The organism is Alteromonas sp. ABD4_190, assembly GCF_056160105.1.
Map to the genome: position 1 here is coordinate 1,439,221 of NZ_JBSWWN010000001.1, position 24,915 is coordinate 1,464,135.

Annotated in this window: 21 protein-coding genes; 8 read left to right on the forward strand and 13 right to left on the reverse strand. The window is 45.1% G+C overall.

Features of this window, described 5'->3' with window-relative positions; all coding sequences use genetic code 11:
* Positions 1–55: 55 nt before the first annotated feature.
* From ACXAFM_RS06295 to efp, 3 genes are all read right to left on the reverse strand, one after another.
* On the reverse strand, positions 56–2,545 hold the full coding sequence (locus ACXAFM_RS06295) for a TonB-dependent receptor (RefSeq protein ID WP_474827892.1): 2,490 nt from the start codon (positions 2,543–2,545) through the stop codon (positions 56–58).
* 177 nt (positions 2,546–2,722) lie between these two features.
* Positions 2,723–3,691: an elongation factor P--(R)-beta-lysine ligase gene (gene epmA, locus ACXAFM_RS06300; RefSeq protein ID WP_474833840.1), complete on the reverse strand. Its 969-nt coding sequence runs from the start codon at positions 3,689–3,691 to the stop codon at positions 2,723–2,725.
* A gap of 89 nt (positions 3,692–3,780) precedes the next feature.
* Positions 3,781–4,350, reverse strand: coding sequence for an elongation factor P (gene efp, locus ACXAFM_RS06305; protein WP_179982333.1), 570 nt, complete (start codon positions 4,348–4,350; stop codon positions 3,781–3,783).
* A gap of 36 nt (positions 4,351–4,386) precedes the next feature.
* On the opposite strand from efp, the gene epmB reads away from it, so the two are divergent.
* Positions 4,387–5,412, forward strand: a complete 1,026-nt coding sequence (gene epmB / locus ACXAFM_RS06310) for an EF-P beta-lysylation protein EpmB (protein WP_474827896.1) — start codon at positions 4,387–4,389, stop codon at positions 5,410–5,412.
* A gap of 1 nt (position 5,413) precedes the next feature.
* Here epmB and ACXAFM_RS06315 read toward each other — a convergent pair whose 3' ends face one another.
* Positions 5,414–5,605, reverse strand: a complete 192-nt coding sequence (locus ACXAFM_RS06315; protein ID WP_474827898.1) for a hypothetical protein — start codon at positions 5,603–5,605, stop codon at positions 5,414–5,416.
* Positions 5,606–5,883: 278 nt separating this feature from the next.
* Here ACXAFM_RS06315 and priC point away from each other — a divergent pair, with 278 nt between their 5' ends.
* The gene (priC, locus tag ACXAFM_RS06320) at positions 5,884–6,216 is read left to right on the forward strand and encodes a primosomal replication protein PriC (protein WP_474827900.1); all 333 of its coding nucleotides are present in this window, start codon (positions 5,884–5,886) and stop codon (positions 6,214–6,216) included.
* 97 nt (positions 6,217–6,313) lie between these two features.
* On the opposite strand, the gene ACXAFM_RS06325 is transcribed toward priC, so the two are convergent.
* Positions 6,314–7,609 (reverse strand): hypothetical protein, encoded by a 1,296-nt coding sequence (locus tag ACXAFM_RS06325; RefSeq protein WP_474827902.1) that lies wholly within the window; start codon positions 7,607–7,609, stop codon positions 6,314–6,316.
* A 177-nt stretch (positions 7,610–7,786) separates the two neighbouring features.
* The gene (locus tag ACXAFM_RS06330) at positions 7,787–8,488 is read right to left on the reverse strand and encodes an HAD family hydrolase (RefSeq protein ID WP_474827904.1); all 702 of its coding nucleotides are present in this window, start codon (positions 8,486–8,488) and stop codon (positions 7,787–7,789) included.
* A 229-nt stretch (positions 8,489–8,717) separates the two neighbouring features.
* On the opposite strand from ACXAFM_RS06330, the gene ACXAFM_RS06335 reads away from it, so the two are divergent.
* On the forward strand, positions 8,718–9,392 hold the full coding sequence (locus tag ACXAFM_RS06335; protein WP_474827906.1) for a hypothetical protein: 675 nt from the start codon (positions 8,718–8,720) through the stop codon (positions 9,390–9,392).
* A 110-nt stretch (positions 9,393–9,502) separates the two neighbouring features.
* Here ACXAFM_RS06335 and parE read toward each other — a convergent pair whose 3' ends face one another.
* The 5 genes from parE to nudF all read right to left on the reverse strand — a co-directional run bounded on the left by parE (position 9,503) and on the right by nudF (position 14,084).
* A complete protein-coding gene (gene parE / locus ACXAFM_RS06340) occupies positions 9,503–11,398 on the reverse strand; it encodes a DNA topoisomerase IV subunit B (protein ID WP_474827908.1) in 1,896 nt (631 codons plus the stop codon).
* Between the two features lie 113 nt (positions 11,399–11,511).
* Complete coding sequence (locus ACXAFM_RS06345) at positions 11,512–12,093, reverse strand: YqiA/YcfP family alpha/beta fold hydrolase (RefSeq protein ID WP_474827910.1); 582 nt, start codon at positions 12,091–12,093, stop codon at positions 11,512–11,514.
* A 127-nt stretch (positions 12,094–12,220) separates the two neighbouring features.
* A complete protein-coding gene (locus tag ACXAFM_RS06350; RefSeq protein WP_474827912.1) occupies positions 12,221–13,024 on the reverse strand; it encodes a metallophosphoesterase family protein in 804 nt (267 codons plus the stop codon).
* A complete protein-coding gene (locus ACXAFM_RS06355; RefSeq protein WP_474827914.1) occupies positions 13,021–13,461 on the reverse strand; it encodes a DUF1249 domain-containing protein in 441 nt (146 codons plus the stop codon). Before ACXAFM_RS06355 ends, ACXAFM_RS06350 begins: the two co-directional genes overlap by 4 nt.
* Entirely contained in the window at positions 13,458–14,084 is a 627-nt protein-coding gene (gene nudF / locus ACXAFM_RS06360; protein WP_474827916.1) for an ADP-ribose diphosphatase, read from the reverse strand. The genes ACXAFM_RS06355 and nudF overlap by 4 nt, the downstream gene beginning before the upstream one ends.
* 296 nt (positions 14,085–14,380) lie before the next feature.
* Here nudF and tolC point away from each other — a divergent pair, with 296 nt between their 5' ends.
* Positions 14,381–15,778, forward strand: coding sequence for an outer membrane channel protein TolC (gene tolC, locus ACXAFM_RS06365; protein ID WP_474827918.1), 1,398 nt, complete (start codon positions 14,381–14,383; stop codon positions 15,776–15,778).
* 117 nt (positions 15,779–15,895) lie between these two features.
* On the opposite strand, the gene ACXAFM_RS06370 is transcribed toward tolC, so the two are convergent.
* Entirely contained in the window at positions 15,896–16,048 is a 153-nt protein-coding gene (locus ACXAFM_RS06370) for a hypothetical protein (protein ID WP_474827919.1), read from the reverse strand.
* 188 nt (positions 16,049–16,236) lie between these two features.
* On the opposite strand from ACXAFM_RS06370, the gene ACXAFM_RS06375 reads away from it, so the two are divergent.
* Positions 16,237–17,073 (forward strand): ion transporter, encoded by an 837-nt coding sequence (locus tag ACXAFM_RS06375; protein ID WP_474827921.1) that lies wholly within the window; start codon positions 16,237–16,239, stop codon positions 17,071–17,073.
* 127 nt (positions 17,074–17,200) lie between these two features.
* On the opposite strand, the gene prsT is transcribed toward ACXAFM_RS06375, so the two are convergent.
* Positions 17,201–19,975: an XrtA/PEP-CTERM system TPR-repeat protein PrsT gene (prsT, locus tag ACXAFM_RS06380; RefSeq protein ID WP_474827923.1), complete on the reverse strand. Its 2,775-nt coding sequence runs from the start codon at positions 19,973–19,975 to the stop codon at positions 17,201–17,203.
* Positions 19,976–20,280: 305 nt separating this feature from the next.
* Here prsT and ACXAFM_RS06385 point away from each other — a divergent pair, with 305 nt between their 5' ends.
* From ACXAFM_RS06385 to ACXAFM_RS06395, 3 genes are all read left to right on the forward strand, one after another.
* Complete coding sequence (locus ACXAFM_RS06385; RefSeq protein ID WP_474827925.1) at positions 20,281–22,071, forward strand: DEAD/DEAH box helicase; 1,791 nt, start codon at positions 20,281–20,283, stop codon at positions 22,069–22,071.
* A gap of 129 nt (positions 22,072–22,200) precedes the next feature.
* The gene (cysG, locus tag ACXAFM_RS06390; RefSeq protein ID WP_474827927.1) at positions 22,201–23,586 is read left to right on the forward strand and encodes a siroheme synthase CysG; all 1,386 of its coding nucleotides are present in this window, start codon (positions 22,201–22,203) and stop codon (positions 23,584–23,586) included.
* A gap of 206 nt (positions 23,587–23,792) precedes the next feature.
* On the forward strand, positions 23,793–24,836 hold the full coding sequence (locus tag ACXAFM_RS06395) for a hypothetical protein (RefSeq protein WP_474827929.1): 1,044 nt from the start codon (positions 23,793–23,795) through the stop codon (positions 24,834–24,836).
* Positions 24,837–24,915: the final 79 nt, after the last annotated feature.

Sequence of the window (24,915 nt, forward strand, 5' to 3'; positions counted from 1 at the left end):
AAAAGGGCGGAGTAACAAGTTACACCGCCTTTGCTTAATACAGTAATGCTGTTAATTAAAACAACGCTCTCACACCCATAGTAAAGTTTCTACCTGGAAGCGGTGCTTGGTCTTTTAAGAAAGATGTATGAACACGGGCATCTTCATCAGTCAGGTTTTCACCACGGGCGAACAATACCCAGTCGATACCTTGAGAACCAAACTCATACTGTACGCTTGCATTTACCAATGTATAGCCATCGGTTGTGGTTTCGAACGACGCAACTTCGTTTTGGTCGTCGTACCATGTAAAGCCTACGTCAGCGCTTAAACCATTGTTCACGTAGCTCAATTCACTACCAAAGCGCATAGGTGGCGTGCGCGGAAGGTTGTCGTCTTCGATTTCTGCGCGAATATAGTCACCAAATACGGTTAAGCGTAGCGTATCTGTTAAATCAACATAGGTTTCTGCTTCAAAACCCCAGATGTCAGCGTCAGCCTGTTGAAAGTAATAGATAGGCAAGCCTTCTTCAGCGCCGTGCTCATCATGCTCGTGCTCTTCGTGTTCGCCCTCTAGTTCTTCTTCCTCATGCTCGCCGTGTTCTTCATGCTCACTAAGTGCAATTAAACCTGTGCTCGTTTGGAAAATATAGTCATCCGCCTGATTATAGAAGAACGACGCACTGTAGCCCCAGCTTCCGGTAAATTTACGGAAAGTAATATCTAGGTTGGTGCTTACTTCTTCTTTTACGCCTTTAAGTGTTTCTTCAATATGACCTTCTTCATCCATATCAAATACTAAACCCACTTCGTAGCTTTGGGTTGCTAAATGCTGGCCCGCAGAGAAAAGCTCTTGCTGGCTAGGCGCACGTTCGCTGCGTGATAAGGTTACAGCAATTGAATGACCTTCCTGATATTCCCAGTTAGCGCCCGCTGAAAGTGACAAGCTGGTAAAGTCATAATCAGGGAAGTTGAAGGCAACAGCGTGCTCTTCATGCTCTTCGTCGTGTTCTTCGCCCTCGTGTTCCTCGCCTTCATGTTCTTCATGTAATACGTCCAGTTCCACTTCGCTGGCATCAGCGTCTAAGGTCGTGCGCTCTAGTCGGCCGCCAAGCTCAAACGTTACATCGCCTACTTTCTTTTGTTCTATTAGATAAAGTGCGTAGCTCGATGTGGTATTAGCTGGGGTAAAGGCTTCTTCGCCCACGGCATTGTAATCGCTATGATTAAACTGTAGCCCGAATACGCCGTGCCAGCCGTTCACCTCTTCGTGGTAAGCAGAAAGACGGATATCGCTCGACTCATTAGTGAATACCGTACCTGGTTCACCGTCTTCAATCTCAGCATGTTCGTAGTCAGTGTAAGCTGCCGCAAATTTAAGGTTAGTTAGCCCTTTAAAGGGTGAATGCCATTCACCGGCTGCTTGATAGCGAGTCATATCTACATCAAGTAGCACACCTTCTTCACCATGATCATGTTCTTCGTGCTCTTCTTCATGCTCTTCTTCATGCTCTTCGTCATGTTCATCGTGTTCCTCTTCATCGTGAGCATGACTGTGGCCTGGCACGCCATATTCGTTGTCTAATTGCTCAACCGCAAAACCGAAGTAGCCTTCTTCTGCCACGTAAGAAAGACCTGCAACAACGTTGCGAGTCTCCATCGCACTGCTCTCTAGTTCACCATAAGGCTCATCGTCATCAGGGTCGACAGATGCATATCCTGGAATATCCGCATTGTCGGTGTCGCGATAAAAACCGTCTACGTGCCACACAATATTTCCACTACCGCCAGTCACATCTGCGCGGGTGTACGAACCATTATTCACTGTGCTATAGCTGGTTTCTGCTTCGCCTTCCACGCCATCTACTTGGTACTGAGGAATACGCTTGTCAACCACGTTCACCACACCGCCAATAGCGCCACTGCCGTATTGAAGTGTTGCTGGACCGCGAAGTACTTCTACCTGTGTTGCGCTAGAAAGCGTAGCCGCTACGTTATGGTCTGGACCAACGCGAGAAACGTCAGAAACATCTAGGCCGTTTTGAACAATCTTTACACGCGGGCCATCGTTACCGCGAATAACTGGGCTGCTTGAGACTGGACCGAAATACGTGCTGTGCACACCTGGCGCGTTTTTAAGGGTTTCACCTAACGTAGGCGCTTCGATTTTACGCAGCTTCTCTGCACTGATAACAGTTACTGGCGTAACAGATTCAAGTACAGATGATTGAAGTGCGTTAGCGGTAACCACGATATTTTCAACGGATGCCGGCTTTAATACAAAATCGACATTTTGATCCGTATTTACGTCGCCTAAGTCGTTGTCACCATGAATGTAGTTTGAAGAATAAACATGTAAATGAATATGCGGCTGTTTTACGTCGTCGAAGCGGTACACGCCATTTTCATCGGTGTATGCTACACGGCGGCTGCCTTCGATTTTTACTTCAGCCCCTGCAACAGGTTGCCCTGCCGTGTCGGTGACTTTTCCCGTTACTGTGGTGGCATACACAGGCGCACTTAACAGCCCTGCTATGGACAAACTTAGCAGCGAACGCATTTTCATGGGTATTCCTCTGAGGATGTTATAACATTATTTAGTGATGTTATAACATTTTTCAGCATTGACCTGTTCATGTCAACAGCAGGTCAACGTAACTTACCAGTTATCTAACGTTATTTAATGTTTTGTGAACTTTTAAGTGCGAAATTGACACTTTTCATTGCCATACAGCTAAAGCGCTTAGGATATGCTTACACTAAAATTAATGACCTCTTTAATATGTGACGCGCCTATTTTTAACATGAGTAACCTGTCGACACCCAAGGCCACACCTGAACACGGTGGTAACCCCGCTTCAAGAGCGCTTAAGAAATTCTCATCGATAGGCTTTGTGGGCAATCCATTTTCCTTGCGCTTCTCGTTGTCCCTTTCAAAGCGCAGCCGCTGCTCTTTTGCTGCACTTAACTCATGAAAACCGTTGGCCAGTTCTGCGCCTTTGTAGTACACCTCAAAGCGTTCGGCAACCCGTTCATCAACTGGGCTTAGTTTGGCAAGCGCCGCCTGAGAAGCTGGGAAATCGTAGATAAAACACGGTTTTTCGTTACCGATTTTAGGTTCGATTACATAGCTGAATAACAGTTGTAACTTGCTGTCATAGCTTAGATTTTGCGGCGCGTGAATATCTATGTTCTGCTCTTCCATTGCCTTTAGCAAAACGTCGTTATCAGCACTTAACGGGTCAATATTTAAATAGGTTTGAAAAGCTTGCTGATAGGTCATCTTAACGGCCGAAGCCGTGTTTAAGGTTTCTTGCAGCAAGGCGTCAACCTCGTCCATTAAAGCGAAGTGATCAAAGCCTAAGCGATACCACTCTAGCATAGTAAATTCTGGGTTATGCCAGCGCCCTTCCCCTTCGTGGCGAAACGCTTTACACACTTGATAAATACTGCCGCTATCAGCGCACAGTAAGCGCTTCATGGCATATTCTGGCGAGGTCTGAAGATACAACTTACATGGCTTACCAGATGAGGCAAAATTGAATTGTGTATCAAACGCGTCTAGATGCTCATCGGTAACTGTGCCGTTTGAAAGTAAAGGCGTATCTACCTCTAACACGTTTCTTGCGTAAAAAAACTCGCGGATGCTTCTGAGTAATTCTGCACGCGCTACACGCGCATCATGTGTGGTAGTCGGCTGCCAAGGCTGCATCTATTAAAACCTATATAGTAAAGCTAAAACAAAAAGCCGGTACACGAAGGCACCGGCTTTTATACGTAAACAATATGCGCGCACAGCGCTTATTTTTGTGCGCGAGACACGTATTCGCCAGAGCGCGTATCTACACGGATAACTTCGCCTGTCTGAACGAATAGAGGAACGCGAACAACTGCACCCGTGCTAAGCGTTGCTGGCTTACCGCCAGTACCTGCTGTATCACCTTTAAGGCCAGGATCAGTTTCAGTGATTTCAAGCTCAACGAAGTTTGGCGGCGTTACTGTGATAGGTGAACCGTTCCACAGTGTAATAGTACAAACGTCGTTTTCTACCAACCACTTTTGGTTCTCGCCCACCGCTTTTTCGTCTGCAGCGATTTGTTCGAATGTATCGTTGTTCATAAAGTGGTAGAATTCGCCGTCGGTGTACAAGTAGGCAAGCTCTGTATCCATTACATCAGCGCCTTCTACTGATTCACCTGAGCGGAAAGTTTTTTCTAAAACTTTACCTGAAATAAGCTTGCGGATTTTTACGCGGTTAAACGCTTGGCCCTTACCCGGCTTTACGTATTCGTTTTCTAGAATGTTGCAAGGTTCGCCGTCCAGCATGATTTTCAGGCCGCCTTTGAACTCGTTAGTGCTGTAATTAGCCATAATTCCTCTGTCTAAACATAAGGTACAAAAAGTTTCGTGGAACAAATAATACCTAAAAAACCGATTTCTGTAGAGCATAACTGGCAAAAAGAATTGGCGAGTAGCTACACCGATCCTGCAAAACTGTTGCAGCACTTAGGTTTAGACGAAGAAAAATACGCTCAACACATTAAAGCACGCCGCCTTTTTCCCATGCGTATTCCACGGCATTTCGTTAGCCTTATGGAAAAGGGAAACCCCAACGACCCCCTGTTTTTACAGGTTATGCCGCTTAGCGACGAATTTCTCACCTCACCGGGCTACAGCGAAGATCCGTTAGACGAGCACGACACCGAAGGTAAAGGCATACTGCACAAATACGATTCTCGCGTGTTGTTAATGGTTCGCACCGGTTGTGCGGTAAACTGCCGTTACTGTTTCCGTCGCCATTTTCCTTACGCCGAGAATGCAGTAAGCAAACACCAATGGCTTGATGTGCTGGATTACCTTCGCAGTAATAACAAAATTAATGAGGTAATTTTTTCAGGTGGCGACCCACTGATGGCAAAAGATGATCATTTGTCGTGGTTAGCCAACGAAATTGCCGCCATTCCCCATATAAAACGCTTGCGTATTCATAGCCGCCTACCCGTAGTACTGCCAGAACGAATTTGCCATGACTTTGTTGAATGGTTTACCGCATTGCCGCTTCAAAAAGTATTGGTGCTGCATGCAAACCACGCGAATGAGATGTCAGAAACGCTAAAAACCCGATTAAACGCATTACGAGAGAGAGGTGTGACCTTGCTCAATCAATCGGTATTGCTAAAAGGTGTGAACGATTCCGGCGATGCAATTAGTGATTTAAGTGAAACACTGTTTGAAGCAGGTGTACTGCCTTATTACTTGCACGTATTGGATAAAGTGCAGGGAGCAAGTCACTTTTATGTGAGTGATAATGAAGGTCGTCGAATCATGGAAGAAGCGATAAAGCGCCTGCCGGGCTTTTTGGTGCCAAAACTGGTAAGAGAAATTGGCGGTCAACCCGGCAAAACGCCTATCGACTTACATTTGCATCCCTAACTTACGCGTAGGTATCGACGTTGGCGCCTAACGCGGGGTTTGAAGATGACGTTTTTGGTACGTCAGCGGCTGATTCCAGCAGCTGAAGCGACGCTTTACCCTCTTGCTCTTGTTGGCTTTTTGCCAACTTAAGAGAGGCCAACTCAAGTGACGCACCGGACGTTCCAGAGGCACTAGCACCTTGTAGATCCATACCATTTTCCTTTGTTGCTTGTAGCAAAGTAAAAAAATGGGCAGAATTGCCCACCCTTACGATGTGTTGAACGTTACGAAACCAGCAAGTTCTTTAGTGAACCGCAGGTGTTGTAGTTTACAACACTGATAAGTTATCGGCCTTGAAAGGCGAAACTTTAATCATTATTTACCGTGATACATTCGGCGTAGCATAAATGATAGCTGCGCAATATATATGAACATTAAGTGTGCGGCTAACACGTGCACCGGATTACATTAGAAACAAAAGGCGTGACTATGCAACAGAGCCAAGAGATGCAAGCTGTCCATCAACAACTTCAAGAAACACTTCAAACGCTGCACCGCAAAGCCGTTGATGCCGACCTAGTTTTAGATAACTTACAGCGCGATCAAAAAGGAAAGTTTGCAGCCGTTTTCGCAGATGACAGTGGGTTTAGTACATCAGCCAAGCGCTTTGGCCCCTATGTGCAAGAGATTGCAAACGACTGGCAATCGCTAAAGGAACTGGATGACGATGCCGCTAAGCAGGCACTTGCACCTTTGGTTAAAAAAATTGAATTGGCCCTTGTAACCATTGCACAGTTTCAGCAGTCTCTCGCTAAAAAGTAGCCTAGAACTACAAGTGAGTAAAACAAAGCCCGCTATAATAGCGGGCTTTTTATAGATTAATTTCTTACTTACGCCACGCTCTCACATGCCTAAGCGCTTATTTTTGGTAAAGCGGCAGCAAGCTGATTCTACGCTTAATTTCCTGTACTTCTTTCAAATAGGATTTACTGTCTACCCGCTGATACTGCTCGATAAATGCTTGCTTACTTAAGCCTTCAGGCAGGCCTTCAATAGGCGGGATAATTTCAAGTTCACTTTGGATGCGCGCCATCGCGTTTTGTACTTCTATCGCGGTACTTGGGTTGGTAGCGACTTTAGCAAACTCAGTACCTGACATATCTGCCGCTAAATCTACAAAGCTATAGCCCGAACCACCGTTGCCCCGGTCCATTAGCTCTTTAAACTCGCCAATTGCTAGGGACATACCTTGTTCAGCCATTAACTCTAATGCAGCAGAAATAATGAAGTGACGAGCCAAATCGTTGCGCTTGTGCAGCACCGCACCTCTGCGAGGCTTTAATGCTTTTTCGGAATCTGGCTGTATGTCGCCCACCAGAGTCCCAACACGATGATGCCCAACGTAAACCGCTAAAGCGAGGATTACCGCATTATTATGCAGTACTGCATCTTCAGGGGTTTGGCTTTGCTCTCGCGCTCGTGCCATTCCTTCACGCAAGTATTCAGTAAGGGATACCGGTTGATTTGATAAGGCTATTTCTCTACCAGACAAATAACGCAAATAGTACGCGGATAACTGCTGAAGCTCAGTTTGTTCGCTTACAGACATGTTCGACGCCACCACGTTTAGCTCACTTAGCAGCTCATCTAAACGCCCAACATCAAGGGTTAGTTCACCACGCCCCATTGTTACTCGCTCTACCCGAGACAGCGCAATGGTGGCTATTTCGGATTGCGTGTAATAGTTTACCGTACGTTCTAAAAAGCCGAGTAAAAAACGGCCTGGAATGGTTAAGTCGCCAACTTTGACTTGCTCTATACGTAAGCTATCACCAGGTAATACTAATGCCGAGGCATTGATGTAATAACCTGTACTATCAATGGCGTAAGTAACATTTATGGTGCCTCCCCATGGGGTGATATTCACTACGCCCTTAAAGTCAGGTAATGCGCGCTGCAACACACCCACTAAGCTTTCGACTTGAGTTTCGGTAAGCGTAACTTGATGCCCCTTTTCTCGGCGGGAAAACGCTTGTTGCAGCTGAGCTAGTAGCTCGTTCACACTATCAGCACCATCAAGCTGTGTAGGCGCTGTCGATGCGACTAACGGCGCTTTTTGCACAGCCATAATCGTAACCGTAGCAACGCTTACTACAAGCAAAACAACAATGATGGCAATAGTAATCAAAAGCCATTTTACGCTACGCAAAATCATGAGAAATTAGCTGTACCTGTCATAACAATTTATAAAAATAAGTTAACGCCTCTGGCGTTCTTTGCTGTAAAACAAAGAAGGTTACGCCCTAACGTGCTGGTTATACTACGTTATCTATTTTCGCGCCACCAGTGACAAGTGGCACGACAAGTCGGTAATTATTCTTCACAGCATTCGCTAAAAAACGAGTTCGCAGTCCACCCAGTCTTTCAAGCTTGTAAACTGCACTGTAGCACCAGACAAGTCATGATGTTTCGACAACTCCGTGGGTATTACGACGCAGGCTAGGTTTGCAGCAAGTGCCGCTGTCATGCCGGTTTGCGTGTCTTCAATGGCTACACACTCGCTAGGCAATTTACCTAGCTTATCCATTGCAAGCGCGTAACAATCTGGGGCGGGCTTACTGTTTTCAACATCTTCTACGGCGACCACACAGGAAATATAATCACTCAACTCATATTGAGATAACGTTTTTTCTACAGCCTTTTTACTTCCCCCGGTCACTATACCAATGGTAAAGCCATTGTCTGCACATTGTTTAATGGTCTCCCTAGCATATGGCATCAAAGGAAAAGCTTGCTTATCGAGATAGTTACTCACGCTTTTGTGTTTCTGCTGAGCCAGCAACTGCGGTTCTATATCAATATTAAAATGCTCAACTAAGTCCACTGCGTTTTGTTTGACCGGTATCCCTGCCATTACTTCGCAATAAAAATCCTTGCTTAGCTCAACATCATATTTCAATAAAATGTCTTTCCAAAGGTCAAAATGTACGGTTTCTGAGTCAATCAGGGTACCATCGTGGTCAAATAATAGCGTTGTGGTGTTATCGCTCACCGCTAACTGGCGTGTAGATGAAGAAACTGAATGCAATGCCAAAATAAACCTCCTTGCTATTAAAACTAAATTTCGGTGTTGAGAATACATAGAACGCTATCGGCACTGAAAAACCGATATCATCCTGTCTATTGTCTGTTATTTCATTTCGAGAAGGTGAAACAACGTAGTCATTACCAATGACGAATGATGCAGAGACTAGGCCAGCCACTCCTGTGGTACACTGAGAGCCTCTCACCAGTTTGAAAATTTTTTACGTGGAGCTAACTGCGTGCTTTACCACATTTTAGGCTTTGCCAGTGCCGCGCTTTTTTTACTAACATGGTTAGGCTTATGGTCACAAATTAAAGCTATGACGCACCATCAAGTGTCCGTTACAAGCGAGAAAAGCGATGCGAACCACAGCCTGTCGCTAAACCAGTTTGGATCTAGCTATTTTGCGTTTTTCTCTATTTTCCTATTCGGTATTTCGGTAGAGCCTTTTAACCATTACTTGGTTTGGACGCGTTTTGGCGCGCTCATTCTTACGCTCATAATAATTTGGAAAATATGGCAACATAGGCGCACTACTATTTCAGGCTACGTTGCCGCTATTGCTGTGCTTGCGCTAGTTGGCGGTACCCTTTCCATTGCTTTTCGTCCCTTCCCAATGCTTGCGCAACTTGGCGCAAACACGTTGATGCTGGTAGTCACCGTCATATTATCTCAAGGTTCGCTACATCAGTGGCTTGTGTTGCAGCGCAGACAAAAAGTAGGTTCGCTGTCCTTCGCGTTATTTCGAAACATCTTAATAAAAGACGTTAGCACCTTAATGTTCGGCTTAACAATGCCGTTAAGCCAAAGCTGGCCGCTACTCATCTTAAACGGCACCAGTGTCATAATGCGCGGCAGTATTTTACTGCAGATGCACAAACTAAAACGCCGAGAACTCCATGTTTCAGGATAGTATCTCGGCGTTTTCTATTCGCGTTTTTATGACGCTTTGGTTTTTAACCAGCTTTTAAAGCATCGTCGCTCATTCAGTGCGTTAACTCTTACAAGCGCTAGAGCCGTACGCTATAGCGCAACTTCTGCCATATTCCCTTTGCTTTCAAGCCAGGTTTTACGATCGCCAGAACGCTTCTTAGCAAGCAGCATATCCATTAGCTCCATCATCTCTTCAGCGTCTTCAATAGTCAGCTGAACAAGGCGACGGGTGTTCGGGTCCATGGTCGTTTCGCGAAGCTGTAGCGGGTTCATTTCACCTAAGCCTTTGAAGCGCTGTACGTTCACTTTGCCCCGTTTCTTTTCCGCTTCAATTCGGTCAAGAATTCCCTGCTTTTCACCTTCATCTAGGGCGTAATACACTTCTTTGCCTACATCTATTCTAAATAGCGGCGGCATAGCGACATACACATGGCCTTGCTCTACTAAGGCTCTGAAATGACGTACAAAGAGTGCACATAGCAAGGTTGCAATGTGTAGCCCATCCGAGTCAGCATCGGCAAGAATACAAATTTTACCGTAGCGTAAACCAGACAGGTCGGTTGAATCTGGATCTATACCCAGCGCCACAGAAATATCGTGAATTTCCTGTGATGCCAGCACCTGAGAAGAGTCGACTTCCCAGCTATTTAAGATTTTACCGCGCAAAGGCATTATTGCCTGAAACTCTCGGTCACGCGCTTGTTTAGCCGAGCCACCTGCCGAGTCACCCTCTACTAAAAACAACTCAGAGTAAGAGATATCTTGTGACGAGCAGTCGGTTAATTTACCCGGTAATGCAGGGCCTTGAGTAACCTTTTTACGGGCGACTTTTTTCACCTGTCGAAGACGACGCTGTGCATTGTTAATACACATTTCAGCCAGCGCTTCAGCAATTTCAGTGTGCTGGTTTAGCCACAAACTAAATGCGTCTTTCACCACACCCGATACAAACGCACTGGCCTGACGCGAAGACAAACGCTCTTTGGTTTGGCCCGCGAACTGAGGGTCCTGCATCTTAGTTGAAAGAATGTAGGCACAGCGGTCCCAAATATCGTCTGGCGATAGCTTAACGCCACGGGGCATTAAGTTTCTAAATTCGCAAAACTCACGCATCGACTCCAGCAAGCCTTGACGCAGTCCATTAACGTGGGTACCACCTTGTGCTGTAGGAATAAGGTTAACGTAGCTCTCTGTTACCAAATCACCACCTTCGGGCAACCACATCACTGCCCAATCCGCCGCTTCAGTATTGCCGCTGAACGTGCCTACAAATGGCGTATCTGACGGTAAAGTTTCAAATTCTTCCACAGCTTGGTAGAGGTAATCTTTCAGACCATCTTCGTAATACCACTCTTGGCTTTCTTTGGTAACTTTGTTGTCAAAGCGTATACGCAAACCTGGACTTAATACCGCTTTGGCACGCAGATTATGGACAAGACGACTAACAGAGAACTTTGCAGAATCAAAATATTGCGGGTCGGGCCAAAAATGTACACGGGTACCTGTATTGCGCTTACCGCAGGTATCAATAACTTGTAAATCTTCTACTTTGTCGCCGTTTTCAAAGGCGATTTGATATACGTTACTGTCTCGTCGAATAGTTACTTCGACGCGAGTTGAAAGCGCGTTAACGACCGAGATCCCCACTCCGTGAAGACCACCAGAGAAGGCGTAGTTCTTATTTGAAAACTTACCGCCTGCGTGAAGCTTACATAATATAAGCTCTACGCCTGATATTCCCTCTTCAGGGTGTATATCCACCGGCATACCACGACCATCGTCGATAACTTCTAACGATTGGTCTTCATGCAAAATAACTTTGATATTAGAGGCATGGCCGGCTAGCGCTTCATCCACACTGTTATCGATGACTTCCTGCCCTAAATGGTTTGGACGGGTGGTGTCGGTATACATACCAGGACGGCGTTTAACGGGGTCAAGGCCGTTTAAAACCTCGATAGCTTCTGAATTATATTGATTTGACATAGTTATGGTTGTTATTTAAGCCAGCGACAAAGAAAGAGGTACGCGGCGCTTAAGCAAAGCGCTGCACAGCATAGGTTTGATGTTAGCAGGGCGAGTACAGACTGGCAATGCGCTTATTTCAGCAAAAACTCGGCAATAGCAGGCAAGTGATTTTCGTAACCTACAAAGCTGTGATCGCCACCTTCTTCAATAACCAGATGACTTTGTGCGTACTTTTCAGCCGCTAAGCGATAATCCAGTGTTTCATCCTCTGTCTGAAGCAGCACTTTGTAATTGCCTGGCGTTTTAATTGAAGCAGCTTCTAATGCTTGGATTACCCCCATATCGCTTTCTACTATTTCAAACTTTTCTTTGCTGTAAGGGTTTTCGTGGGTACCGATAAAGCCTTGCAATAGCTCGTAAGGGCGAACAGCGGGATTGATTAACACGGCTTTGCCACCAAACTTTTCAAGCAAAAACGTAGAGAGATAACCCCCCATTGAACTACCAATCAGTTTAAGCCCGTTTTCAAGCAGTGCTGGGGTGCTATCAATAAGCTCAAGCAGCTGACTTTCAACTTTGCTAGGAAAGTTAGACAGTTCAGGAATATGTAAGGTGACGTTTGAGTGATGCTGCTCAAAATATTGTTTAGTGGCTTGGGCCTTTATGGACTTCGGCGAGCTCAAGAAGCCATGAAGATATAAAATGTGCTGCATATTTTTCTCTATTCTGTGTTCTCTGTTCTTTTTTGTTTCTTTGTTTTCGCTAAACTCGATGCAAGTATGAATCGGTTTTTAACGCCAAACGCGCCTAGCGCATCCTTCAAAGCCAAGCTCGACTGAGCTAAACCCTAACAACGGTAACGTTTACCGTACCGTCATCCATTAAATTCATCACTTGATACCCCGGCGTTTCATTGCTAACACCAAACTCGGGCCGCATTTCCCACTGCCAACACGTAGAAGGGCTGCCGTAAGAAGGCGTATTGTGCTTTCCTATCTGCTGGCGTAATGGCGAATGTACGTGTCCGTGTAGGAAAGCTTTTATTTGCGGATATTCATCTGTAAGCGATACTAACCGCTGAGCATCAACCAAAGAGTGCTTATCCATCCAACTGTTTGAAGGCAATATGTGATGATGAAGCGCAACAAGATGATTTGTCTGCGGCGACGTAGTTAACGATTGCTCTAGCGCCTGTATATCGCTTTCTTTTACTTTCCCCGCTGCCGTATGCATATTACTTATAGCGCGGGTATCCATGCCGTGTATTTGCCAATTGCACAAGCTTAACGAGTCATTGCTTTGTAAGTGCCGACTGCCAACGTATTTTTCGAAGTACGGATTATTGTCATGGTTTCCCGCCAGCACAAGCCATTCTATATTTGCTGGCTCAATATGTTGCTCCATCAATGCAATAAAATGCTGATAGCTCTCAGGGGAATTATCGCCGCTAATATCCCCAGTAACCAGCACGACTACTAGGTGCTTTGCCCTATTCTCTGGCTCGCTGGCGACTTCTTGAACAATGTGGACTTGAATATTAGAAAGCACACGGGCTAGTGAATCATAAGGCGCGATGCCCGCATATCCCGTCTTATCTTTGTCCTTTAGTAAGTGGCAATCACTTAGCTGAATGAGTGTAATCACGCTTCAGAAGTAACGTTTGAGGAATGTTGCAAACAGAAATTTAGCCATTCAGCTAAAAAGATATTCACCATGTGCTTTTCGTTACGCTGGCGCATTTTTAAATTCGGATATTCGTACGAAGGTTCAAGCGCCCCCGTATTTTGGCTATTGATAACCTCTGCCATGCGCGCATCATGATATAGGCGAACCGTCATACTTGGCGTTAGGTATGACGGCATGTCTTTAGTAGTTTGCTTGATGCTTAGCGTACTGGTGTAGCGAGCAGAGTCCACGATCCTAATCTCATAGGCCAACCCCATGCCAACGGAAAATTCATAACTCAAGTCTTCTGTATCGCAATCAGGTAGCATTCTAAGAACATAAGCATAGTTCAGTTCGCAAAGCGCCTGCATTGACGGAAGATGAGGGATGTATTTTCGTTGATTGCGTTGTGTCACGATGTCTGCCACTGCTCCAGAAGTTGTGTTTTATGCATAAAGAACCATTGTAGCGCAATTACCGCTGCGGCGTTGTCTATATGGCCATTTTCTAGCCATTCAAGAGCGGTATTCTCTTTTACGCGACGCACTTTAATATCTTCAGACTCGCTTTCTAGGCCGTGGATACCTTGTGCCAAGCTTGCATCAGTCTTTGCTATAAATATATGTAATCTTTCCGTGGTACCACCTGGACTCGATAAATAGCTTAAGGCCTTGGTCAAGTTTTTTAACTCTATTCCCGCCTCTTCCATCGACTCTCTATGGCATACATTTTCTGGTGTTTCCCCCTTATCTATCATGCCTGCGATAATTTCTATTAACCAAGGGCTTGAAGATGTGGCTAACGCCCCAATTCTAACCTGCTCAATTAGCACGAATTCTTGCAGAATAGGATCGTAGGGCAAAACCCCCACCGCGTGGCCGCGTTCAAATATTTCTCGCGTGACCGTGTCACTCCATTCTCCATTAAAACACTTGTGCTTAAATTGATACTGATTCATGGTAAAGAAACCACGATACACTGGCTTAATGTCGGTGATTTCGACGTCATTTGAGGTAAATGAAAGGAATTCCTTGCTCATTTGCTGACACTTATGGTTCAAATAGATTTATCATACATAGTACATTTACACACCAACCATGTATACGCATGAAAAATGCGATACGGCGTGTGAGCGAATAACAGAAAACTCATATTACAAGTCGTCTATTACTATAATAATTGCGTGGGTAGATCACATATTCTGTTACAGTTAATCGAATACTGTTACGAGTTTGGACTTTCGGTTTGTGGTTGAATTTTCATACACTTGGTTTTAATAAGTCGTCTCAACGAATAAACGACGACGCAACTTGAACACAACAGGAAGACGTAAGCATGAAACGAACACTTCTGTCGCTAGTTATCGGTGTTTCGATGACAACTGGTGCGCTAGCCGATGACCTAATGCAGGTATATCAACAAGCACTGGCGAACGATCCATTGGTAAACCAAGCGAAAGCGCAACGTGATGCTGCGTTCGAAGGAATCAGTCTTAGCCGCGCAAGCCTACTACCCCAAATCTCTGGCTCTGTGGGTTACACCCAATCTGAATCAGAACGCTTCCAACAAGCGGCTGGTGACAACGGCCTTCAAGTATTCACAACAGATACTGAAGTAGACACGCTTAACTACGGTTTATCACTTTCAATGTCTTTATACGACCACGCAAACTGGTTGGGTCTAGACCGCGCAGAGAAAGTAGCTGAGCAAAGCGATGCACAACTTGCTGCTAGTATGCAAGACGTTATTGTGCGTACGGTTACAGCTTACTTTGACGTATTGCGCGCTCGTGACAACGTAGAATTTGTAGGTGCTGAAAAACGCGCCATTGAACGTCAGCTTGAGCAAACACGCCAGCGCTTCGAGGTAGGTCTAACGGCTATTACTGACGTGCACGAAGCGCAAGCGAACTACGACAGTACAGTAGCTCAGGAAATCCAAGCGAAAAACCAGCTTGAGTTTGCCCTTGAAGCACTTCGTGTTATTACCGGCAAGTACCACGACCGCCTTTTCGGTCTAAATACAGAGAATTTTTCTGCGACTATGCCAGTACCAAAAACTGTAGACAGCTGGCTAGAAACTGCACAAGACAAAAACCTTGCATTATTAGTTGACCGTTTGGCCATGGACGTAGCAAAAGAAGATATTGCTATTGCGCGCTCTGGTCACTTGCCAACATTATCACTGTCTGGCAGCTACGGTCGCTCGAAAGATGATGTTGATGCTGAAGTATTAAATGACGACGGCTCTACCACACCGTTCGGGTATGAAACGCCGTACTTGGATAACCAATCAATTGGCATTACGCTGAACGTTCCAATCTATCAAGGCGGTAGCGTAAGCGCGCAAACGTCGCAAGCGAAGTACAACTACGTAGCAGCCAGCCAAGCTGCAGAGCAGACGTATCGTCAAACGGTACAGTCAGTTCGTAGCTCGTTTAATAACGTAAAAGCGTCTATCTCTACTATTCGCGCTCTTGAGCAGTCAGTGGTGTCTGCAGATAGCGCACTTAAGGCCACAGAAGCGGGCTTTGATGTAGGTACTCGTACTATCGTTGATGTACTTGATAGCACCCGTAACCTGTTTGATGCGCGTCGTAACCTTGCGGGCGCACGCTACGACTTTATTCAGTCAGTAATTACGCTTAAGCAAGCGGCAGGTACATTGACAGGGGAAGACGTGGCTATGATCAACCGAGGTCTTAAGCCAGTTGAGAGCGATAGCAACAAATAGATTGTTTTATATCGCAAGGTAAGCGTTTGATAATGCTGTAAATAGGGTGGCTACTGGCTACCCTTTTTTGTGCGTGTTTAGCGTTTATAGCCCATGTGTTGCGGTGTAAAAAGATGCTTATCTGGCGCAAGAAAACTTCTGTAAAGCACCTAACAGCTGCCGGTACTCTGCACACAATGCCTCGGCATTTTGCTTAGTCATTACAAAATTAGATAAACGCATTGAAACGACGCGTAATTTCTCTTGCAACAGCTGTAACTCATCATCCATGATTATGCCCTTTGGATTTGTCTCTATTTTTAGTGATGTTATTTTTGCCGAGTTTAAGGCTTTAAAGTCGCCTTTTTGACCCTACATTCTGCCATATAATAGGTGCAAACAACTACTTTAGTATAACGCCAAGTAAGCTTACGACAAGCCTCTTGGTTTATTGTTTTTTTCTTGAGTGATAAATAAAAATGCAAGCCTCTGAACTACAAAACAAATTTGAGCGCATAAGAGCAAATAAATGGTTTGAAGCCTTTGTTATCAGCGTCATCGTGATATCGGCGTTATTAGTCGGTGCGAAGACCTATGAATTACCTACCGGCATGTCATCTATTACTTTGTTTTTAGACTGGTTTATAAGCGCGTTCTTTTTAACTGAAATCACAATTCGCTTCTTAGCGGAAAAGCAAAAGCGTTATTTCTTCAAAAGTTTCTGGAATTGGTTCGACACCCTCATTGTAGTTATCAGTCTTATTCCGGCAGACGACACTGAACTAGCGCTAATTGCGCGTTTAGTGCGGGTCTTCCGCGTGCTTCGTATGATTTCAATCATTCCAGAGCTTCGAATATTACTTGTTTCTCTAGTAAAAGCTTTGCCACAGCTAGGCTATGTCATGCTGCTGATGTTTATCATCTTCTATATATACGCAGCGGTAGGTAGCACATTGTTTGAAGATATTAACCCTGTTCTGTGGGGCGATATTACTATCTCAATGCTGACACTCTTTAGGATCATGACCTTCGAAGATTGGACTGATGTGATGTACGAAACTCAAGAAGTCTACTCACTAAGCTGGATTTTTTACCTAACCTTTATTTTCTTTACCGCGTTTGCCTTCCTCAACATGGTCATTGGCATTGTGGTAAATGTGATGGAAAGAGAAAACGAAAAGGCAAGAGCAGAAAAAGAAGCCGCCCTACTTGAAGAGCAAATCGCACAAGGCAATATCGAGCCTACGCTGCATGACGTGATCAAAGAGTTGCGAGAGCTAAAAGCGCAGGTTGCGTCACAAAATAGTAAAGCGTAGATAACTAAGACGGTAGCTGCCTTAGCTAACATAAAAAGAAGGCCACAATACAAAGTGGCCTTCTTTCGTTTCACTTTTTGTTACTAAAGAAAGCTAAGTGGGTTAGCTAAACCTTTATTAAAGCGCCTTACACGCCGTATTGATGCTTGAGGTTTTCTACTCTTTGCTTCGCGGCTTCAGAAGTAAACTCCCTACTTGCTAAGCGTCGTTTTGCTAACTCTTTTTTATCAAGTTCAAGCAATAAGGCGACGTGATTTAAATACACTTCATCGCTAGCAATGGACCCTGTCGATATTTGCTCATAAAGGGTTAGCGCTTCTTCTTTCTCACCTTTAGCGATATAAATCTGAGCCAATGTATCCACAGCATCAGCATTTTCTCGCTGCAGCGATACCGCTTTTTTCGCTAGCTCTTCTGCTCTCTTCAAGTCTTTATCTTCAAATGCTAAATACGCCAAGTTGTTAAGCACCACAAAATTATCAGGCGTTTTTGTAAGTATAAGCTCATAAGTATCAATAGCTGCGGCTCTATCATTACCTATTTGACGCTCAGCTAACAACATTGCACTTTGTACGTCGTTATTGTGCGCATTTACGTGCTTTTGTAGAAAGCTAAATGCTTGCTCTTTTTTCCCTGACATCTCAAGGGCGGCAACTAACAGCAAAGCATTGTCCGAGTTTGAAGTAGCGTCATAAGCCGCTTTTGCGTGGTCAACGGCCTGTTCTGGCGCTTTATCTATAAGGTGTAAGCGGGCAATAACGCCCCTTACGAACGGCAATGCCTTAACATCATCAGAGACGCTGTTGATGATCTCCCATGCCGGTTTTGACTGTCCAAGACGGCTTTGAAAATACGCTTTCAAAAGCGTTAGTTGGGGGTCAGGGCGCTTAGACAGCACCTTGTTTGTTAACGCTAGACCTTGCTTGAATTGCTTTTGTGAGTCGACAATAAGCAGCTTTCCTAATACCGCATTTTTATCTTGTGGGTAAAATGATAGCCAGCGGTCAAAGAAAGCCGTTGCATCTTCTACGTTGTTCGTAGCAATTAGAGCCTGACCTTTTAAGTTCCAAAAAGTCTGAGGAGATGACTCGTCACCTTCAACATCGGCTAAAAGCGATACAGTTTTGTCTAACTGGCTAGTTAGTGAATACATTCTCGCGAGTAAAAGGCGTAGGTTTATATCGTCTTCATTAGCATTAAACTGCGTTTGTGCATGTTTAAGAACGGTATCTGCATTCCCATTTTCCATTGCCAACCCAAACCATAGCGCCAGCGCTTGAACGTCAGCAGGGTTCTCGTCGATAAAAGCGCGGATAAACGCGACTGCATTTTGTTTCTTGCCCTCGGCGACAAGCAATTTAGCTCTGGAGTACGTAACCTCATTACCAGCGTCGTTAAGCTCGCTCGCTTTGTCTAAGTACTGCGCCGCTTCTTGATAAGCGCCTTCAGCCGTTGCAATGTTTCCCAAATAAATTAAGGGAGCCGCTGTCTGTGGCGACGCTTCATGCCACTCTTTTGCCGCACTTTTTGCCTTTTCAAGCTGGTTAGTCGCTATGTAGGCGCGCAGTAAGGTTGCTTGTGAAGTAACAGACTCAGGCGCTTGCTCAACCGCCTGTTCAAGATTTACTAATCCATCAATGTCGTTTAATGAAAGTTGTAACACACCTAAACGAGATAAGTCTTCGGCTGTTGTGCTGACCCCTTCTGATTTTTCTATCATCTGCTGAGCGCCAACAACGTTGCCTTCTCTAAGCAACTGGTAACTGGCTTTCGAAAACAAGGCAGCATCAACACCTTGTTCACCTTCGACTCTTGCTAGCACTTCAAGAGCCTCATCGTTTTCACCTAGTTGAAGCATGCTGTCTGCTAGCATTCGAAGACCAGGGTGATTATCAGGCAAGCTAGACGCCACCATCGTTAAATGCCGCTGGGCCGCCTCAAAATCTTGTATTTGATATGCACTAAAACCCGCAACCAGACGCACAACCTGATCGCTCCTACCGTTTTGAACGGCTATTTCCAAGTGCTCAAGGGCTTTCGCGTAATTTTCGTTGGCCGACTCAATAATGCCTTTGAACGTATTTAGCAGCGGATGGTTTTCGTTTAGCACCAACAAATCATCCACAATAGGCTGAGCTTTATCCAGATCTCTTATTTCAATGAGAAGCGCGGCATACGCAAATTTGCTGGTAACGTCATCTGGAAACTGTCTAACATAAACGCTATATACCTCTGCAGCTTTCTCTGGTTCGCCATTTTGCAGATAAATTTTGGCAAGTTGTTGCAATACGTCTTTGTTGGTCGGCGCTTGCTCGCGCAAGGCTTCTGTTGCAGCTAATGCGCCTTCCATATCGTTTTCTAGCACAAAGGCATAACTATCAATAAGGCCTTTGTAAACCGAACTGGTATCTAGGGTAGAAAGATCGGTTAGAAGCGCTTGCGCCTCTTCTTTTTTACCAAGCTGCAACAGTGCTTGAAGCTTATAAAAGCCCACTTCTGCTGATTCTACCGCGGTCATTCCTTCTGCGCGATAATCTACTTCAGCGAGGGCATTTTCCGCTCCTGACTGTTGATAGGCCACAGATAACAATGGAATAACTTGACTAACGGGATGGCCTAAATCCATTGCCTTGTTAAGTTCTTTTTCTGCCGCCGCATAATTGTTTTGTTGTAGGTATAGTTTTCCTAGCTCAAAACGAGGCTCGGCCGCATTAGGGCCTTTCTGAATAGCGTTTTTGTACTCAACAATGGCGGCATCAAGCTGCTGTTGAGAGGCATAGTTTCTCGCATCAGCCAAATGGCTTTCCATCGACTTCTCGCTACACCCTGACAAAAGTGCACTGGTTAACATTACCGCTAACGTGGTCCGTTTAATTAATTTATTAGTTCTATGCTTTGTCATTGTAATTCCTTGCCCTTCCTCAGATTTTTGTCGTCACATACCTGCTCTTTGTCAAAAGCACTGACTAAACTGCTTATTATTTCATCGAATTTGTGCAATTTCGTGGCAACCTGTCCATTATTCGAATATAATACGGTTTTTTGCAACACTGCTGGCAAGCATATCGCGAAATACGCTAAGAATACGCTTCATTAACTCGCCGGACAGGCCAGTTCAACGCTGTATAGCGTCTTGCGATAATAAACCGAAAAAGTACGGTTTAGTCGTATGCCGCACCCTCCTTACTTAATGCACCAGGACCCTTAATGACAACAACTGTCGACATGACATTTAAAGACCTCAATTTACCAGAACCAATCTTACAAGCCCTTGAAAAAGTTGGCTACGAGAAACCGTCTCCTATTCAGGCTGAGAGTATTCCTCTTATTCTTGAAGGGCACGATTTACTCGGTCAGGCACAGACAGGGACAGGAAAAACCGCTGCGTTTGCCCTGCCTATGTTGGCAAATATCGATCCTGAGCAACGTAAGCCGCAATTACTGGTATTGGCCCCAACCCGTGAACTAGCTATTCAGGTTGCAGAGGCGTTTCAGGTTTATGCGAGCTTTAGTCAAAAAATTAAAGTACTTCCAGTATACGGCGGTCAGTCGTACGACAACCAAATTCGCCAGCTTAAGCGCGGCGTTCAAGTGGTTGTGGGTACACCAGGCCGTATCATCGACCATATAAAGCGCAAAACACTAGACTTAAGCGAACTTAAGTTCTTAGTGTTAGACGAAGCTGACGAAATGCTTCGCATGGGCTTTATTGATGACGTTGAACTTATTCTTAGCCACGCACCAGAAGAGCGCCAAACTGCGCTGTTCTCGGCAACTATGCCTGGTCCAATTAAGAAAATTACTCAGCGTTACTTAAAAGACCCTAAGCACGTTAAAATTGCGTCTAAGGTAAGTACGGCTAGCACTATTCGCCAGCGCTATTGCCAAATTGCACCACACCACAAACTTGAAGCGCTAACGCGTATTATGGAAGTAGAAGTGTTCGACGGTATGATCATTTTCGTACGTACGAAAACAGCTACTGTTGAATTAGCAGATAAACTGTCTGCCCGTGGTTACGATGTAGAGCCGCTAAACGGTGATATTCCTCAGGCTGCCCGTGAGCGTACTGTTGAAAAGCTTAAACAAGGTAAAATTGATATCCTCGTTGCTACTGACGTAGTTGCCCGTGGTCTTGACGTTGAGCGTGTAAGTCACGTTATCAACTACGATATCCCGTATGACAGTGAGTCTTACGTACACCGTATTGGTCGTACTGGTCGTGCTGGTCGTCAAGGTGATGCAATCCTATTTATCTCTCACCGCGAAAAACGCTTGTTGTTCTCTATCGAGAAAACCACTAAGCAGCCTATTGAAGCGATGCCTATTCCTTCAATCAGCGAAATCAATGAGACACGTTTAAGCCGTTTCAAACAATCGGTTGCCGAAGCTGCTCAAGACGATAGCATTGAATCGTTAATGCCAATCGTTGAGATGATCAAAGAAGAAAACGAAGCATCGCCCGAAGTCTTGATGGCTGCGCTACTTAAAATTGCGCAAGGTGATGAGCCGTTAATTCTTAAAGAATCGGATCGACCAGATATCAATAGCAAGCCTCCGCGCGATAATCGTGATAGAAACTCTCGTGATGGACGCGAAAGAAAGCCAAGAGTACCACGTGGTAACCGCAAGCCAGAAGAAGGCATGCAGCGCTTCCGTATTGAAGTGGGTCATGTTCACGGCGCTAAGCCTGGTAACATCGTTGGCGCTATTGCTAATGAAGCAAACATAAACTCGAAGCACATTGGCGCTATCGAAATTTATGACAACTTCAGCACGGTTGACCTTCCAGATGGCATGCCAAAGGAAACGCGCGATACGCTGCAGGGCACCCGTGTTGCGGGTCAGCGTTTAAATATTCGCGAATGGTCTGATACGCCACCAGCTAAGCGAGAAGGTCGTGGCGATCGTGGTAATCGCGGCGACAGAGCGCCTCGCGGCAACCGTGAAGACCGTGGCAATCGCGGAGATCGCGAAAACCGTAAGCGTAAGAACTAAATAGCAACACATTCAGCCTTTATATAACTAATTGCAATATGAAGGCTGTTTTCGTTGTTTTCTTATTAAAAAGAATTGGCGCAAAATAGTGTCAGTTCTTTTTTTGTATTTAAAGCTAAGAAAACCTTTATGGATTACTTTCCGCTATTCCTAGACGCTAGAAAACTCAATGTCCTTATTGTTGGGGCCGGTGAAGTGGCAGCCCGTAAGCTAGAGCTTATTATGAAGACGCCTGCAACCATTACCGTGGTTGCACCTTGGGTTTGTGACACGGTTAAACAACTAGCGTTAAATGAGAAAGTCACGCTGATTGAACGTGAGTTTGAAGATAGCGACCTTACCCATAAAGACATGGTGTTTATTGCCACCGACAAGGGCGATGTTAACCAGCATATTCATGACTTAGCTCGCGCCAACAAAGTGTTGGTTAATGTGGTAGATAACACGCCACTATGCCAGTTTATTACCCCTTCTATTGTTGACCGCTCCCCTATTATCATTGCTATGAGTAGTGGCGGTGTTGCGCCAGTTCTGCTGCGTTATTTGCGCCAAAAATTAGAGACTGTTCTGCCGGCCAATTTAAGTCGATTGGGCGCGTTTTCTGAAAAATTCCGCGAAAAAGTAAAACAGACGCTTAACGGTGTTACCGCAAGACGCTACTTTTGGGAGGACGTTCTTGACGGCGACATTGCAGAAATGGTTGAAAAGGGCCAAGACCAAAAAGCTGATGAAGCGTTTGACTTAGCGCTGCAGGCTGCCGCTGAAGACAAAAAAGTCGAGGGACAGGTTTATTTGGTTGGCGCAGGTCCTGGCGATCCAGACTTACTTACCTTTCGCGCCCTTCGCTTAATGCAAAAAGCTGACGTTGTTGTTTACGACCGCTTAGTTTCACCACAAATTCTTGAGCTTGTGCGTCGCGATGCTGAGAAAATCTATGTGGGTAAGGCTAAAAGCAATCACACGCTCCCTCAAGACGATATTAATCAGCTAATGGTTGATGAAGCGAAAAAAGGTAATCGCGTGGTGCGCTTGAAAGGCGGCGACCCATTCATATTTGGTCGCGGTGGAGAAGAAATTCAAACCCTTATTCAGCACGGTATTGAGTTTCAAGTGGTTCCCGGCATTACCGCAGCAAGCGGGGCATCTAGCTATGCGGGCATTCCGCTTACTCATAGAGACCATGCACAGTCTGTGGTGTTTGCCACCGGTCACCTTAAAAACGGCACAATTGACCTTAACTGGCCTGCCCTCGCGCAACAAAATCAAACTGCTGTGTTTTACATGGGACTAACAGGCTTGCCTATTATTTGCGAAAAAATGATTGAGCACGGTTTAGATGCTTCTACACCTATTGCGCTGGTTCAGTCAGCTACCACTGAAAAGCAGCAGGTGTTAACCGGTACGCTAGACGACATTGTGGCTAAGCAGGAAAAAGCGCAGCTTCAGCCGCCAACACTGATTATTGTGGGTAGCGTAGTAAGCCTTCACGATGAGTTGAACTGGTTTCAAGAATAGGCGACATAAGTCACCTCAGATTGATGATAAACCCCTCTTTTTTCCGGAGGGGTTTATTTTTTCTAGCAGCCGAAGGCTGCGTTTTATCCAAAGAACACCTTAACGTGGCTTCGTCTCTCAATCCCCTTAGACCAAATTCAGCATAAACTTGTTTTTTACACATAGGTGCGCATACTCAGTAATGTAATGAATATGTGGGATATGATGTGGTAAACAGTGTGAAGTGCGGTGCACAGACAGTAATTAGAAATGCGTTGAAAAAATATGTATTCGTGTCTCAATTTCACGGATTTAGCACAGTAAAACCAGCCAGCATGCTTATGCTGTTTTCTAGCCTCTGTTTAGTGGCTGCTGCACACGGCGAACAGCTCAAATACAGCAAAGTTAACACGGATACTGGGGTAAATTTTAGCTACGAATGGCTGGATAACGATGACACGCGACAATCTATTTCTTTTGAGTTATCTAATAGTGCATTAAAAGAAGCCCCCTCTCAGCAAGCGAATTACAAACCGAAAATAGCACAGCGATACATCATTGTTGCATTAACCAAAGAAGCAAAAAAAATAGACCCTAAAGTTGCGCGTGTGAAGATAACACCCAAACGAGAGTCTATTGATATCCAGGTTACAGGCTCAGACGAAGCGCAAGTTGAAGAAATACTCAGCAATTTAAAAGCTATTCAGCAACAAGAGTACGATAAGTACTTGCGAGACCATTACTTTACCCGCTTTACAACCTTGTTTAATCAAAAGGCGGTAAAACCAGACCACGTGCGATATGTTGCTGAGTCGGTAAAGCCTTTAGTAGCAGCATCACAAGCGTTTTATGAAAAAGTGGCTTCACAGTCAGACTCTAGGGCCTATTTTTCGCTCATTCTTAGCTGGCTTCAAAGTATCCCCTACGACACTTTGGAAGACAGAGTAGTAAGTAATGGCTCTGGCTATGCGCCCCCTGTAAGCGTACTTATGCAGAACCTTGGTGATTGCGATAGTAAGGCAGTACTGGCGTCTTCAATGGTGCGCGCGTTTTTACCTTCTACAAAAATGATCATGGTATTTTTACCAAATCATGCCTTGCTCGGTATTGCATTGACGCCTAAGGCAGATGACAGAACTATACAGCACGAGGGAGACACCTACGTGCTCTATGATCCAACTGGCCCGGCACTTATTCCATTTGGACAAGTATCTGAAGATACCGAACGCCACATTGTCACCGGGCGCTATCAAGTGGAAACCGTCGAGTAATAGGATTTATCCCTCCTTAGGGTATTGGAAGTATGTCTTCACTGAATGTAAAAATAAAAAGCGCCTTTTCGATTAAGGC